Source organism: Nonlabens ulvanivorans (assembly GCF_032922765.1).
In the GTDB taxonomy this organism is placed as follows: domain Bacteria; phylum Bacteroidota; class Bacteroidia; order Flavobacteriales; family Flavobacteriaceae; genus Nonlabens; species Nonlabens ulvanivorans.
This window is the reverse complement of record NZ_CP136694.1, coordinates 1572749-1587926: the sequence shown is the minus strand read 5'-3', so window position 1 is coordinate 1587926 and position 15178 is coordinate 1572749. Positions and strand designations below refer to the sequence as shown.

At 34.9% G+C, this 15178-nt stretch carries 11 protein-coding genes and 2 tRNA genes; 7 read left to right on the top strand and 6 right to left on the bottom strand.

Annotated features, from left to right (window positions below; all coding sequences use genetic code 11):
* Positions 1-9 precede the first annotated feature (9 nt).
* Genes R1T42_RS07170 through R1T42_RS07160 form a run of 3 tightly spaced genes read left to right on the top strand, consistent with a single transcriptional unit; the run spans position 10 to position 5726 of the window.
* Complete coding sequence (locus R1T42_RS07170; protein ID WP_317291840.1) at positions 10-1143, top strand: efflux RND transporter periplasmic adaptor subunit; 1134 nt, start codon at positions 10-12, stop codon at positions 1141-1143.
* 22 nt (positions 1144-1165) lie between these two features.
* Entirely contained in the window at positions 1166-4303 is a 3138-nt protein-coding gene (locus R1T42_RS07165) for an efflux RND transporter permease subunit (RefSeq protein WP_317291839.1), read from the top strand.
* A 4-nt stretch (positions 4304-4307) separates the two neighbouring features.
* Positions 4308-5726, top strand: coding sequence for an efflux transporter outer membrane subunit (locus tag R1T42_RS07160; RefSeq protein ID WP_317291838.1), 1419 nt, complete (start codon positions 4308-4310; stop codon positions 5724-5726).
* Positions 5727-5876: 150 nt separating this feature from the next.
* Here the strand turns inward: R1T42_RS07160 and R1T42_RS07155 are convergent.
* Positions 5877-5950, bottom strand: a tRNA-Arg gene (locus R1T42_RS07155).
* A gap of 94 nt (positions 5951-6044) precedes the next feature.
* Positions 6045-7901: a DUF4139 domain-containing protein gene (locus R1T42_RS07150; RefSeq protein ID WP_317291837.1), complete on the bottom strand. Its 1857-nt coding sequence runs from the start codon at positions 7899-7901 to the stop codon at positions 6045-6047.
* A 59-nt stretch (positions 7902-7960) separates the two neighbouring features.
* On the opposite strand from R1T42_RS07150, the gene R1T42_RS07145 reads away from it, so the two are divergent.
* Entirely contained in the window at positions 7961-8482 is a 522-nt protein-coding gene (locus R1T42_RS07145; protein ID WP_036584339.1) for an adenine phosphoribosyltransferase, read from the top strand.
* Between the two features lie 46 nt (positions 8483-8528).
* Here R1T42_RS07145 and R1T42_RS07140 read toward each other — a convergent pair.
* The 3 genes from R1T42_RS07140 to R1T42_RS07130 all read right to left on the bottom strand — a co-directional run bounded on the left by R1T42_RS07140 (position 8529) and on the right by R1T42_RS07130 (position 10600).
* Positions 8529-8604, bottom strand: a tRNA-His gene (locus R1T42_RS07140).
* A gap of 107 nt (positions 8605-8711) precedes the next feature.
* Positions 8712-9437 carry a bacillithiol biosynthesis deacetylase BshB1 gene (gene bshB1, locus R1T42_RS07135; RefSeq protein WP_317291836.1) on the bottom strand — a complete coding sequence of 242 codons (726 nt, stop codon included), beginning with the start codon at positions 9435-9437 and terminating at the stop codon, positions 8712-8714.
* Positions 9437-10600 carry a trans-sulfuration enzyme family protein gene (locus R1T42_RS07130; RefSeq protein WP_042247664.1) on the bottom strand — a complete coding sequence of 388 codons (1164 nt, stop codon included), beginning with the start codon at positions 10598-10600 and terminating at the stop codon, positions 9437-9439. The genes bshB1 and R1T42_RS07130 overlap by 1 nt, the downstream gene beginning before the upstream one ends.
* A 114-nt stretch (positions 10601-10714) precedes the next feature.
* On the opposite strand from R1T42_RS07130, the gene hutI reads away from it, so the two are divergent.
* The 3 genes from hutI to R1T42_RS07115 are packed head-to-tail and all read left to right on the top strand — an operon-like array spanning position 10715 to position 13358.
* Positions 10715-11956, top strand: coding sequence for an imidazolonepropionase (hutI, locus tag R1T42_RS07125; protein WP_317291835.1), 1242 nt, complete (start codon positions 10715-10717; stop codon positions 11954-11956).
* A gap of 2 nt (positions 11957-11958) precedes the next feature.
* Positions 11959-12336 carry a VOC family protein gene (locus R1T42_RS07120; RefSeq protein ID WP_317291834.1) on the top strand — a complete coding sequence of 126 codons (378 nt, stop codon included), beginning with the start codon at positions 11959-11961 and terminating at the stop codon, positions 12334-12336.
* 11 nt (positions 12337-12347) lie between these two features.
* Complete coding sequence (locus R1T42_RS07115) at positions 12348-13358, top strand: formimidoylglutamase (protein WP_317291833.1); 1011 nt, start codon at positions 12348-12350, stop codon at positions 13356-13358.
* An 11-nt stretch (positions 13359-13369) separates the two neighbouring features.
* On the opposite strand, the gene R1T42_RS07110 is transcribed toward R1T42_RS07115, so the two are convergent.
* Positions 13370-15178, bottom strand: coding sequence for a cytochrome-c peroxidase (locus R1T42_RS07110; RefSeq protein WP_317291832.1), 1809 nt, complete (start codon positions 15176-15178; stop codon positions 13370-13372).

Sequence of the window (15178 nt, the reverse complement as noted above, 5' to 3'; positions counted from 1 at the left end):
TAAAAAGTGATGAATAATAGTATAGTTTATAAATTAGTAATGATGGCTTTATTGTTCGTTATCACTAGTTGTGGAGATAACAAGGAACAAGCAGCTGCTGCAAAAGAGCAACAAGCTTTACCATTTCCTGTTACTCAATTACAAACCAAAACCGTTACGGGTTATACAGAGTATCCAACAACTATTGAAGGCAAAGTGAATAGTGATGTAAGAGCAAAAACATCTGGATACATAGAAAAAGTATACGTAGACGAAGGTCAAAAAGTGCGTAAAGGACAAGTGCTTTTTAAATTAGAAACACAATCGTTAAGTCAAGATGCAGGAGCAGCAAAAGCACGCGTCAATGTCGCACAGGTAGAGGTTGATAAACTAATTCCTTTAGTAGCAAAAAACATTATTAGTCCAGTACAGTTAGAAACAGCAAAAGCAAATTTAGCGCAAGCAAAAGCTAATTATAGTGGTGTGACTGCAAATATTAGTTATGCTACCATTAAAAGTCCAATTGATGGTTTTGTTGGAGCTATTAATTTTAGAGAAGGCGCATTAATTAGTCCAAGTGATGCAACACCACTCACAACAGTAAGTCAGATAGACGAAGTCTATGCTTTTTTTAGTTTTAACGAAGCGCAATACATTGATCACTTACAACGCTCAGAAGGTCAACACAAAGCAGAGCGTATTAAAAATTCACCAGACCTAACTTTAGTGTTAGCAAATGGTAAGGAGTATTCTGAAAAAGGGCGTATTCAAACCAGTACAGGACAGATTAACCAAAGTACAGGTACTATTCAAATTAGAGCAGCTTTTTATAATCCAAACGAAATTTTGACTAACGGAAATAGCGGAAAAATCAAATTCCCAATAGAGTATAAAGACGCTATTGTTGTACCACAAACGGCAACTTTTGAGCAACAAGGTAATATTATGATTTTCAAATTAGGAGAAAATAATAAAGTAGAGACTTCTATTTTAAAAATAAAAGGTACTGTAGATAACTTATATGTTGTAGAGTCTGGTGCAACAGCAAACGACAAGATTGTAGTATCTGGTATAGGAAAACTAAGAAGCGGTATGGCAATTGCGCCTCAAGAAACTTCTTTTGAAGAGGCTATAATACCTGTAGCAACATTATTTAGAAATTAGATAACCACCAAACATATTTATCATGTTAAAAACATTTATTGAAAGACCAGTACTTTCAACAGTAATCTCTATTATAATAGTTATGCTAGGTGTTATTAGTATAACTACCTTACCAATAGAGGAATATCCAGATATTGCACCACCAACTATTAAAGTAACTGCAAATTATACAGGTGCAAATGCAGAGACCGTTTTAGAGAGCGTTATTGTACCTATCGAGGAGCAAATTAATGGAGTAGAAGGTATGACCTACATTACCTCTACAGCTTCAAACAATGGTACTGCCGAAATTACGGTATATTTTGATCAAGAAACAGATGCAGATATTGCAGCTGTAAACGTCCAAAACCGTGTAGCTAGAGCCACACCATTATTACCATCAGAGGTAACACAAACAGGAGTTGTAACACAAAAGCAGGAAACCAGTGCTTTGATGTTTATTTCTATGTATTCTGAGAACGATAACTACGATGCTACATTTATTCAGAATTACTTAAAAATTAATGTAATTCCAGCAATGCAACGTATTAGTGGTGTTGGTGATGTTAGTGTATTTTCACAACAGGATTACGCTATGCGTGTTTGGTTAAATCCAGAAAAATTAGCGTCTTATAATTTAATACCTTCAGATATTACTGCAGCTTTGGCAGAGCAAAATTTAGAAGCAGCAGCAGGTTCTTTAGGTGAAAATAATGGTGAATCATTTTCGTATACATTAACCTATAGTGGTCGTTTTAAAGACGAAGCGCAATACAGCGATATTGTAATTAAAGCTTTAGGAAACGGAGAGTTTTTACGCTTAAAAGATGTGGCAACTATAGAGTTAGATGCTCAATCATACTCATCTAATGCCATGAGTATGGGGAATCCAGCAGTTTTTATGGGAATTTTCCAAACTAAAGGATCCAATGCACAAGAAATTATTGAAAACATTAAAGTGACTTTAGAAGATGTAAAAGCAGATCTTCCTGAAGGTCTAGACATTTTTGTACCATACGATACCAGTTTATTCTTAAACGCTTCAATAGAAAAAGTAATTAGCACATTATTAGAAGCTTTTTTACTGGTATTCTTAGTAGTATTTATCTTTTTACAAGATTTCCGTTCCACTTTAATTCCAGCAATTGCAGTACCGGTTTCTATTATAGGTACCTTCTTCTTCTTAAATGTTTTCGGTTATTCTATTAACTTACTTACATTATTTGCCTTAGTACTTGCTATTGGTATTGTAGTAGATGATGCAATTGTTGTTGTAGAAGCTGTTCATGCTAAAATGGACGAAGGAGAACACAACCCGAAAAAGGCAACATTAACTGCAATGAATGAAATTTCTGGAGCCATAATTTCAATTACTTTGGTAATGGCAGCGGTATTTATTCCAGTTACCTTTATTACTGGACCAACAGGTGTTTTTTATGAGCAATTTGGTGTTACGTTAATTATTGCCATTTTAATTTCGGCAGTAAATGCATTAACCTTAAGCCCTGCATTATGTGCTTTACTATTAAAAGAACATAAAGAAGACGAAGAGCTAAAAGGAAAAGGACCATTAAAACGTTTTTATACCTTATTCAATCGTGGATTTAATGCAACCATTAATAGATACGGCAAATCATTACAGTTTTTATATAAAAGAAAATTTGTTTCAGTATTACTATTAATTATTGCAGGTGTTGGTATTTATTGGGCTTCAATGACAACTCCAACAGGTTTTGTACCTAATGAAGATAGAGGAATTGTTTTTGCAAACATCGAATTACCTCCAGGAGCATCATTGGATAGAACAGATGCTGTTTCAAGAAAATTATATGCTCAAATTGAAGGTGTAGAAGGTATTGAAGCTGTAAACTTTATTAAAGGTAGAAGTTTAATAAGTGGTGCTGGTAGTAATTATAGTTTTGGTATTATAAAACTTAAAAATTGGGATGAACGTGAAGACGAGTCATTATCTGCACAAGCTATTACAGGAAAATTATTTGGTATAGCAGCAGGAATACCTGATGCCAATATTATATTCTTTTCACCTCCAAGTATACGTGGTTTTGGTAACTCATCAGGTTTCGAAATCAATTTATTAGATAAATTTGGTGGTGAGTTTACAGATTTAGATCAAGCCAATAAAGACTTTTCTATGGCTTTAATGAGTCACCCAGAAATTAAATATGCACAATCTTCTTTTAGTACAAACTATCCACAATATGAAATGGAAGTTAATGTACCGTTAGCAAAAGAAAAAGGCGTATCTGTAAGTAGTATATTTTCAACATTACAAGGTTATATAGGTGGAATTTATGCATCTGATTTTTCTAGATTTGGAAAACAATATAGGGTATATATTCAAGCATTACCAGAAGATAGAGCAGACGAGAATGCCTTAAACAGTATGTTTGTGCGTACAGATTCTGGCGAGATGACGCCTGTTACACAGTTTGTAACCTTAGAGCGTGTGTATGGTCCACAATCGGTAACACGTTTTAACCTTTTTAATTCTACCATGATTTCTGGTGCTACTAACGATGGTTATAGTACAGGTGATGCTATTAGAGTTATTGAGGAAGAGGTAGCAAAACTACCAAGTAATTATACTGTGGCTTACTCAGGTTTAACACGTGAAGAGGTAAACGCAGGAAACCAAACGACGTTCATATTTATATTAAGTATCTTATTTGTATACTTTTTATTAAGTGCACAATACGAAAGTTACTTGCTACCATTTGCTGTAGTATTATCATTACCATTTGGTGTATTTGGTGCCTATATAAGTACTAAATTCTTAGGGTTAGAAAACAATATATACTTCCAGATTGCCTTAATCATGCTTATTGGTTTGTTGGCTAAAAATGCCATACTTATTGTTGAGTTTGCTTTACAGCGAAGAAAAAATGGTGAGAGCATTGTAGATGCAGCGATAGATGGTGCTAAGTCACGTTTACGTCCAATTTTAATGACATCGTTTGCCTTTATCTTGGGATTAATGCCTTTAGCATTAGCTTCAGGTGTTGGGTCAGAAGGAAACAACTCTATTGGTTCTGGAGCAGCAGGCGGAATGCTTATTGGTACTATTCTAGGAGTATTTGTTATTCCTATCCTATTTATATTATTCCAATGGTTACAAGAAAAAGTTTCGGGTAAACCAGCAGTACAAACTATTGAAGATTAAAACAATGAAGTCAATAATAAAACATAGAAACTTTAGTAAAGGCGCATTAATATTAGTTGTTACATTAACACTACAAAGTTGTTTTGTAGCTCAAGATTATGTGAGACCAGATTTACCTGAAGTGACGCAAGAGCTTTATAGAACAGATAACTTGCCTGTAGATAGTTTGTCCATGGCAGACTTATCTTGGAAAACAATGTTTAAAGATTCCGTTCTTCAAAGTTATATTGAAGAAGGTTTAGAAAATAACATGGACGTTCGAATAGCAATTCAACAAATGAATGCGGTACAAGCTTATGCAAAACAAGGAAAAGCAGGATTTCAACCTACTTTAAATGTAGGACCCAATTATACTCGTCAGGAATTTTCAGAAAATAGCCAGTTTGGTTCTATTTTTAGTGGTGGACTAAACACCTATGACATTACAGCAAATTTATCATGGGAAGCAGATATTTGGGGTAAAATAAGCAGTAATAATCGAGCTACACAGGCAGCATATTTGCAAAGTGTTGCAGGTCATCAAGCAGTGAAAACTCAGCTTATTTCTAGTATAGCCAGTGCATATTATAATTTATTAGCCTTAGATGCGCAACTAGAAATTACAAAACAAACTATAAAGACAAGGGAAAGTGGTGTAGAAACCATAAAGGCGTTAAAAGATGCAGGGCAGGTAACTCAAGTAGCCGTTGATCAAAATGTGGCTCAGTTTAATAATGCTAGAGCTTTACAGGTGGATATTGAGACAGCTATTTTTAAAACTGAAAATACCTTGAGTATTTTGTTAGGTAAGGGACCGCAAAATTTTGATAGATCAACATTAGAAAGCCAGGTGATTGAAGAAAATATTAAATTAGGTTTTCCTTCTACTTTATTACGTAATAGACCAGATGTAATGGCAGCAGAATATGGTTTAATAAATTCGTTTGAGTTGACAAATGTTGCTAATAGTAGTTTCTATCCATCGTTAACGCTTACGGCTTCTGGAGGTTTACAGAGCTTACAATTAGATGAATTATTGAGTGTTAACTCTCTATTCGCAAATATAGTAGGTGGATTAACCCAGCCAATTTTAAATAAGCGAAAGCTTAAGACGCAAAAAGAAGTTGCTCTTGCGCAACAAGAACAATCACTTTTAGAGTTTAAAAAAACATTGTTGATTGCTGGTAATGAAGTGTCAAATGCATTGTTCAGCTATGAATCAGAAACTAAAAAATATGAATTTAGAGTTAATGAAGTAGAGGCGCTGCGTAAAGCCGAAAGTAATTCTGAAGAATTATTAAAAAACGGCTTTGCAAACTATCTTGATTTACTTACCGCCAGAGAAAGTGCATTAACAGCAGAGTTAAATATTATTGATAGTAAATTACAGCAATTAGTAGCAGTCGTTAATCTATATGAAGCCTTAGGAGGTGGATGGAGGTAACTTGATAGAAATATGCTTTTAAAGTAATAACAGTAAAAGCTTTAAAAATGGGATTATTACAATTTGTAATAATCCCATTTTTTATCATTAAAATTTAAGTTTATAACATAAAAAAGGGTTTCAATTTCTTGAAACCCTTGTTATATCTAGTGACCTCGACAGGATTCAAACCTGTAACCTCTTGAGCCGTAATCAAGTGCGCTATTCAGTTGCGCCACGAGGCCTAGTTTCACGTCCAGCTTAACGCTTTAGCGGCTGCAAATATATACTTTTTGTTCAATTGCAGCAAAGCAGAATCAATAATAATTCAATTAAATTTTACTCTAGATTTATTCGTCTCCTTTTAGGATACTTAACTCGATAAGAAAAACGCTCTTGAACCTGACTACCACTACCGAGGTTGATTTCCCAAGTTAAAATTTGAGTTTCTTTATCGACTTGTGCTGTTCCCGTTTCTACTTCATCTACTTTAATCTCACTATTGCCACTTATTGGTACACGATCTTGAAGTTTAACCATCACTGTTTTATTACGATTATTTTTTAAAGTAATTTCATAATTCTTAGAAACGATGCGATTGTTACCAAAGAAAGATTTTGCTTTGAAATCTCGTTTATCTTCTCGTTTAACACTTATCTGTGGATCAACACCTAATCCTACTACCAATTCTTCTTTTGTGGTATCGGTGTCAAAATATATTTTACCTATAAATGCTTCTTCAAAATAAACATTTGCCTCTCCAGGTATTAAATTCAATGATTCCCAATTAGAAAGAGTAGCGGTCAGAAATACATTTTCATTAATTACAGGAGCAGCATAATAAGCATATGCAGCATCAACATTATTATTTGATATTTCTATATCTGTAGATTCTCCCGTACTAGGTATTGAGTAAAGCTGTGATAAATTAAAGGTGCGCGATGCTATATTCTCTTCGATATCTTCAACTACAGCTGGTACATAATCATCTACTTCAACTTCTTCAGCATCATAATCAAATCTACTTTTCTTTACAGTACTATAGCCTGTAACTACAACCGCATCTAATGATTCTTCCATAGTTACATTAATGTTTGAAGCATATATAGGTGTTTCTTGAGGTGAATAACCGGCAAAATTAATCACTAGTACTTCGCCATCCTCTGCATTGATACTATAATTACCATCAAAATCGGTAGTCGTTACTATAGAGGTTCCTTTTATTAATACCGTTGCTCCCAACACAGGTTCGCCAGAACCATCCGTCACTTTACCATTGATAGTTTTAACTAATGGATTATATCTTTTGTTACTTCTACCCGTTGCTCTTGCGTTGTAGTTCCTACTTACAAAACCTAGACGTTTTGTTTCTAGTTGTGGCATCTGGTTATCCATTTGAGGATCACCAGTTGATATCTTTAATTTTATATTATTCCAGTCTGTGCCAGTAGCTTGATAAGCTTGGGCTTTAAAAGCGAGATTTATTTTGTCATCAGTACCTTGTGCCGTGATATCATAAATAGGTACCCATCCAGCGCTATATACATTATAACTAAAGTTAATCGAGTAGCGACGTGTTGATGGTGTGATGACTTTTAACGTTATCGTTCCTCGACGTTCATTAGCCTCAGGATTAAGCTTCTGCTTTTCGATATTCAACTTATTCAGTTGCTCGCTGGCTTTAGTAATAGCCTCATTATTTGCATTGCGCTCATTAATAATAGCAGCAAATCTGGTACGGTAATAAGTACCAAATTCTTTAATCTGTGCAAGGCTCAATCCGGTATCTTTACTGTTAAGACTGCGATTGCTCTCTAATAATAATCTCTCTTGGTCCAGACCGCTATTAAGTGCGTTTAACTTACCTATCTCATCTTTTACCTCTGCAATTTGAGCGTCTAGTGCTTTAATGTTATTGCTGGTTTCTTTCTTTTCTAATGCAGTAGCACTGTAAGAAAGTCCGTTAAGTCTCATTCCATCTAGATCTGTAATATTGATACTGGCCTCATCAATATCAGGTGATAAATCACTTAATTTAATCTCATGGGTGCCTTTTTTCAATTCTATACTAGCAGTGCGTTCTATACGAGCACCTTGTAGGTATAAGGTGACTTCATTAATAGTAGAGGCTGTTTTTAAATCTTGACTATCGACAAATAATGAGGAAAGCAGTATGGTGATAAAAAGAATTCTCATAGTGAAATGTTTGACTCAAATTTAAAGATAAAATAAAAGGAACTTCTTACTTTTAGAAAATGAATAATGAATTTATAGAATCCCACATACACGACATCCCAGATTTTCCTAAAGAAGGAATCATTTTTAAGGATATTTCTCCATTACTCGCTTCCGCGAAAGCGAGATCAATCACCACAGAATTACTCGTTAGAGACTTTAGAGGTCAAACTATTGATGTGGTAGTAGGTATTGAATCAAGAGGTTTTCTTTTTGGAATGCTACTAGCAGATGCGTTAAATGCAAAATTTGTGATGTTGCGTAAACCTGGTAAATTACCTGGTGCAATTATTTCACAAGAGTATGAGCTAGAATATGGTACAGATACACTAGAGCTACAGGAAAATGCAATTTCACCTGGTGATTGTGTTTTGATACACGATGATGTGCTAGCAACAGGAGGAACCGCAATAGCCGCAGCTCAAATCATTCAAAAAGCTGGTGGGAAAGTAGAAGGTTTTAACTTTGTTATAGAACTAGACTTTATTAATGGACGCGAAAAAATTAAAGATTATAAGATCGCCTCAGTACTTCACTATTAAAAATTAAGGCATAAAAAAAGGTCTTAGTATAACTAAGACCTTTTAAGGGTGGAAGACGGGATTCGAACCCGCGACTTCCGGCACCACAAACCAGCGCTCTAACCAACTGAGCTACAACCACCATATCAATGTGAGTTTTATTAAAGTGGATCTCAAGAATTCAACCACTGCGCCGTTAAGCGGATGCAAATTTAATACATTTCTGAATATTCAAAACACTTTATAAAAATTATTTTAGATCAAATATGCTATTTACTCCTGGATAGCGTTCTGACTTAAATCCTTCGGCGTGTTCTGTACCTAGATAACGACCTAAATTTGCAGCTCTATATTTTATAGAATCAAAGAAATTTTTATTACTTATAGGTGTTTCAGGTTCTTTAGAATTAGGGTCGTAAAACTGTGATCTATAAGCTGCTACAGATTTTATTTTTGTGTCTAGATGACCCGTTATATCGATCAGGATATCTGGTTCCATATCTTGCCATTGTATATAATGATACACGTGTTTAGGTCTCCAGGCTTCTTGAATTTGTCCTTCTAGTTTTGTTTCGATTTTACGTAGTCCCGATAAAAAACAGCTCTTACTTGTCAGTTCAGATCCCATTCCATGATCTGGATGACGATCATAAATGGCGTTACACAACACAATTTCGGGTTTGTACTTTCTTATGATTTTAATAATCTCTAACTGGTGCTGTTCATCATTTATAAAAAAGCCATCTCGGAAACCTAGGTTTTCTCTCACCGATACACCTAATATTTTTGCTGCTGCTGCTGCTTCTTGATCACGTATGTCCGCAGTTCCACGCGTGCCTAATTCACCACGTGTAAGATCCAGTATTCCTGTAATCTTACCATTAGCAGCTTCTTTTGCTAGAACGCCTGCACAGCTCAATTCTACATCATCTGGATGTGCGCCTATAGCGAGTATGTCAAGTTTTAAGTTATTCATCATTTTGCAATTTTACGGCTTTTCTCCATGGCGCGCTCAATATCCTCTATAAGACTACTTACTTCTTCAATACCTACAGAAAAGCGTAATAACTGATCTGTGATTCCTTGATCCTTGCGTTGTTGTGGTGTTAATAAAGAATGTGATGTCTCGGTAGGAGCGAGAATAGTACTTTCTACACCAGCCAGACTTAAAGCTACTTTAACGATTTGTAATTCTTCTAGAAAACGATTGTGATTAATCGATTCTTTAAATTCAAATGACATCATACCACCATATCCATGCATTTGCGCTTTGGCAATTTTATAATCCGGATGCGATTTTAGACCTGGATAATTCACTTTTTTAATGGATGGATGTTTCTCTAGAAAGCGAGCTAGTTTTTTTGCGTTGCGAGTTTGTCTCTTAACTCTTAGACCTAGTGTTTTTATACTGCGTTCTAATAGCCACACGGTTTGATCACTTAAACTACCACCATAATTTTTTGCAGTTTTCCATATTTGATCCATGTGTTTTTGTGAACTACTTACGGTACCAGCACAAATATCGCTGTGACCACCTAGATATTTTGTCGCACTATGAACAATGATATCGATACCAAAATCTGCAGGATTCTGATTAATAGGAGAGGCAAATGTATTATCGATAACGCTTATTAGAGAGTTCGCTTTCGCGAAAGCGGAAACCACAGTCATATCTACTACTTCTAATAGTGGATTGCTAGGAGTTTCTATGTAAATCATCTTAGTATTTTCTTTGAGATGAGCTTTAAGTGATTCACTATTAATTTGTTCTACAAACGAATATTCAATACCTAAATTTGAAAATTCAGCATCTACAAAATGAGAGGTGCCACCATAGATCGCACGTTGTAAAATAATATGATCGCCCGTTTTTAAGAACGCCATAAACACAGCGCTGATGGCTGCCATACCACTACCGAAAATGAGTCCAGCCTCACAGTTTTCTAGTTCAGCTATCTTCTGACCTAAGGCAACTTGATTAGGTGTGTTGAAGTATCGTGGATATAGATTAGTGCCTTCGCTACGGTAATCGTAAGCAGTTGAAGTATAAATAGGTGATGTAGCGCCACCATATTTTTCATCTTCTAAATTTCCTGCGTGAACACAAATAGTATTAACGGGTCTTTTTTTTGAGCTCATATCTGTTTTTTTAAGCAGTCCAAGTTACCGAATAATTGTGTTAAGATTTTCTCAAGTTTTACCACCTTTGTACATAGGTTTTAAAGAGCTTATTAAAAATACTATCTTCACACTATGTCTATATTATTTACTTACATCAAAGAATTGGTTCAAGTGCGAGAGCATACTAATGAGCCTTTAAGAGGTACTGCCATGGATGAGCTGCCGTCTATAAAAAATGCATATTTATATGTTGAAGATGGTCGTATTGTAGACTATGGATCGATGGATGATTTGCATCCTCATCCTGCAGAAGAAGTATACAATTGTGAAAATCAAATTATCGCGCCTGGTTATGTGGATTCTCATACACATCTAGTATTTGCTGCGACTCGTGAAAAAGAGTTTGAAGATCGTATTCATGGACTATCTTATGAGGAAATTGCTGCACGTGGTGGTGGCATACTTAACAGCGCTGCAAAACTGGCTGATATGAGTGAGGATGAACTTTATTTACAAGCTCAGGATCGTCTCAAGCAATTGATAGCTATGGGAACAACAGCCATAGAAATTAAAAGTGGATATGGCTTAAGTGTGGAAAGTGAGATTAAAATATTGCGTGTAGTAAAAAGGTTGAAAAATGAAAATTATATTCCTATAAAAGCAACGTTTTTAGGAGCTCACGCCATACCTCTGGCATTTAAGGATGATAGAAAAGCATATCTAGATTTGATCGTTAATGAAATGTTGCCTGTAATAGGTGAAGAAAATCTAGCTGATTATATCGATGTCTTTTGTGAAAAAAACTACTTTACAGTCGATGAAATGTTGCGAGTCATTGAAGCTGGTAGTGCATATGGATTGAAGGCCAAGGTACATGTGAATCAATTTAATGCGATAGGAGCGATAGACGCTGCTGTTAAAGCTGGTGCGGTAAGTGTAGACCATCTAGAAGTAATGACGACTGCAGATTATGAATCCCTTGCTGATTCAAATACAATCGCGACAGCATTACCTAGCTGTTCTTTTTTCTTAGGACTGGATTATGCACCGGTTAATGAGATGATTGAAAAAAATATAGCTGTAGCATTAGCAACAGATTATAACCCAGGTAGTACACCATCTGGTAACATGAATTTTGTATTTTCTCTTGCTTGTATAAAAATGAAAATGACGCCTCAACGTGCATTTAATGCAATGACTGTTAATGCAGCACACGCAATGGGATTACAAGATGAGGTAGGTAGTATCTCTAGAGGTAAAAAAGCTCATTTATTATTTTTTAAAGATATAGATTCGATTGCAGCGGTTCCATATCATTTTGGTCACTCAATTATTGATAGGGTATTAGTAAATGGACATCACATACAGGATTAAAGATGAATTTAAATCAGGTCACTGTTCCGTCGTTAGATTTAGAAAGATCTATTCCTTTTTATGAAAAGTTAGGATTAAAACTTATTGTTAAGTCTTTACCACATTATGCAAGATTTGAATGTCCAGATGGTAAGTCAACTTTTTCTATTCATCTAACAGATGAATTGCCTAAAGGTGAAGGTATTTATGTTTATTTTGAATGTGAAGACCTTGATCAGAAAGTTGAAGATCTAATTAAATTAGGAATAGAGTTTTACATGAAACCTAAAAACCAACCATGGTTATGGCGAGAAGCTAGATTAAAAGATGTGGATGGTAATTTAATCATTCTTTATTACGCTGGCGATAATAGACTCAATCCACCATGGAAGATTAATTAATAGTAACACTTATGATGACTCACTTTCATTTTTCAACCAGAGAAGAACTTCTATCTTATAACAGTAAAAGAGCTTCTATCAATGATTTTACGGGTGTCGAGCTAGAAGATAATTCAACCACATTTGCGCAAGCTGTAGATTGTTGTACTAGTCTAGCTGAATTAAAACAATCTCCATCAGATTATGTCATTATAGGAATCCCAGAAGATATAGGTGTACGAGCTAACTTAGGTAGGGCAGGAGCCGCACAGGCTTGGGATGCCTTTTTATCTACTTTCCTCAATTTGCAACATCATTCAGATAATGATGCTAATCGTTTCTGTGTTTTAGGTCATGTGATCTTAAATGATTTAATGGATGAGTGTCAATCACTCAATGCAAATAATCACACAGAAAGAATTCAACTAAGTGAGGCAGTTCAAATCATAGATCAACGCGTCTCAACTATTGTAAAAGAGATAAAAGACTTAGGGAAATTACCTATCGTAATAGGTGGTGGACACAATAACTGTTACCCTATATTAAAAGCTTTTAATGGTATAGATGTCATTAACATCGATGCACATACCGATTTAAGAGTTGCTAATGGAAGACACAGCGGTAATGGCTTTTCTCATGCATTAGAACACGGTTATTTGCGAAATTATTTTATGATCGGTTTACAAGAGAATTACTTGAGTAAATCGATGCGAGAAATTTTACACGATGATTTGAGACTGTCTTACACAGCATACCAGTATGATTACACTAATATAGCCGAAGATGTACAGCTAGCCATAGATCATATAGATTCTACTAATTATGGTCTTGAAATAGATATGGATGTGGTTGCTAATTTTCCGTCTAGTGCACAATCTCCTATTGGGTTTTCAATAGAAAGATTGCGCAAAACGGTTAAAGAAATACTAGAAGTAAGCGATGAGATGCCTCGATATATCCATGTTTGCGAGGCAGCTCCTATTTACGGTTACCCTAATCAAGTAGGTAAAGCACTTGCTAACTTTGTCAATGATTTACCTTAAATAATTATAAACTAATCGATAAATCGAGCATCAGTAAGCGTCTTCATAAAATTAATGATGTTATCCATCTCTTCTTGTGATAAGTTTAATGGTTCAGTAGGTAGTGTTTGATATTCTTGATCAATAATACCAATTCCATAACCACCACCACGGTTATAAAAATCAACAACTTCTTCTAAAGTTTGATACACACCATTATGCATATATGGAGCTGTTAGTTCAATATTACGTATGGTAGGAGTTTTAAAAAAGTGTTTTCTATTTTCTGTTTTAAAAACGTCATACCTTCCCAAGTCTGGATCGATACGACCATTAGAAATCACAGGAGACTCTGGGACACCTAAATGTTCCATTTCTGTATCCATATAATCTGGTGGCACGGTACCATTAAAAACCGGTGCAAAATGACATGTAGCACATTTTGCTTTACCATTGAAAAGATTGAATCCATTGATCTCTGACACTGTTAAATCATTTTGTTCACCTCTTATGTTTTTATCCCATTTAGAATCCCATTCATTCAGTGATCTTACATAGTCTGCAATGGCCTTTCTGACGGTTTGTTGATTGATAGTTACATTGTAAGCGGTCTTAAATTGATTTACGTAGCTAGAGTCTGTTTCAATGGCTTTTGTGAAACTTTTTAAATCAGAATGAAATTCATTGCTGTTATTGATAACAGATACAATTTGCCCTTCTAAACTACCAGCTCTTTTATCGTAAAAAAAGCCTTGCTGATAAGCACTGTATGTTAATGTAGGGCTATTGCGAGTTAGTCCTTTCGGTTTTGATATGCCATCTGTAAAAGCTAATTGTTCTATATGACAGGTAGCACAGCTTATCGATTTACTAGTAGATAGGTTTGAATCATTAAATAATTGTTTACCTAGTGCAACTTGACTATCGCTTGAGGATAATTGAGTTGTTTTAGCAAAATACTCTAAAGATAAAGTTTCATTAGAAAATAGACTAGCAGCCTCATTTTTAATGGCAAGTTCCATAGGGAAATCCACTTTCCAATCTTTTGCCGTAGCAGTCCATAATTTCAAGAATGGATCGATATGATTAGTAATGAATACATACCTATTAAAATGATTAAAATCTGTTGACTGTAGAAAGGTTTTGGCCTTTTGAAAATGAGTATGCCAACGATTTTCTAGTGGTGACTCCTTAAATTTTGAGGAGTATAGCGATAGTATTTGTTCGGTTTTCGCAAAAGCGGTAACAGCATCGTCTAAACTATTTTCTAAGACTGGAGAGTCAAAGCCAGTGACACCGGTTGTAGCGGTACGTAGAATTTGTTTACGAACCATCCATAAAATATGGTAGGGTTGATAATAACTTAAATCTGAGTTTTTACTCAGTAATTCTAATCGGGATGCAATGATATTAGATGTTTTGTGAATGGATTCTACATCTAATTGATCTGTAAATATTAACTCTTCAAGTGTTTGAAAACTTTGCGGGTTATTAATTTTAATATCTGTTAGGTCTTCTTCTTCTACTTTAAGAATATTAGGAGCGTTTAAAAAATTATAGTTGTTGATATCATGAAACGACAATATGGGCTCAACTTTTTTAAAGGAGTTTCTAGCTTTTAAGAAATAAAATTCTAGCGAATCTCTGTTTTTTGATACGGACAGTTGTGCAGTAAAGAATTTACATTCATTAATGTCATTGATATAAAGATCCTGTAAGGCTTGATTTTGATTAATAGGCTCACTAATACTATAATCCTTATTCTGATTACAAGAGATCAATAAAAAAATAAGACCTGCTATGATACAGGCCTTATTTAAAAACATTTTAATTCCTTTCAT

Excerpts from the sequence above, each read along its gene's own strand:
- R1T42_RS07170 (WP_317291840.1), top strand. The coding sequence starts at position 10 with ATGAATAATAGTATAGTTTATAAATTAGTAATGATGGCTTTATTGTTC.
- R1T42_RS07165 (WP_317291839.1), top strand. The coding sequence starts at position 1,166 with ATGTTAAAAACATTTATTGAAAGACCAGTACTTTCAACAGTAATCTCT.
- R1T42_RS07160 (WP_317291838.1), top strand. The coding sequence starts at position 4,308 with ATGAAGTCAATAATAAAACATAGAAACTTTAGTAAAGGCGCATTAATA.
- R1T42_RS07150 (WP_317291837.1), bottom strand. The coding sequence starts at position 7,901 with ATGAGAATTCTTTTTATCACCATACTGCTTTCCTCATTATTTGTCGAT.
- R1T42_RS07145 (WP_036584339.1), top strand. The coding sequence starts at position 7,961 with ATGAATAATGAATTTATAGAATCCCACATACACGACATCCCAGATTTT.
- bshB1 (WP_317291836.1), bottom strand. The coding sequence starts at position 9,437 with ATGAATAACTTAAAACTTGACATACTCGCTATAGGCGCACATCCAGAT.
- R1T42_RS07130 (WP_042247664.1), bottom strand. The coding sequence starts at position 10,600 with ATGAGCTCAAAAAAAAGACCCGTTAATACTATTTGTGTTCACGCAGGA.
- hutI (WP_317291835.1), top strand. The coding sequence starts at position 10,715 with ATGTCTATATTATTTACTTACATCAAAGAATTGGTTCAAGTGCGAGAG.
- R1T42_RS07120 (WP_317291834.1), top strand. The coding sequence starts at position 11,959 with ATGAATTTAAATCAGGTCACTGTTCCGTCGTTAGATTTAGAAAGATCT.
- R1T42_RS07115 (WP_317291833.1), top strand. The coding sequence starts at position 12,348 with ATGATGACTCACTTTCATTTTTCAACCAGAGAAGAACTTCTATCTTAT.
- R1T42_RS07110 (WP_317291832.1), bottom strand. The coding sequence starts at position 15,178 with ATGAAAGGAATTAAAATGTTTTTAAATAAGGCCTGTATCATAGCAGGT.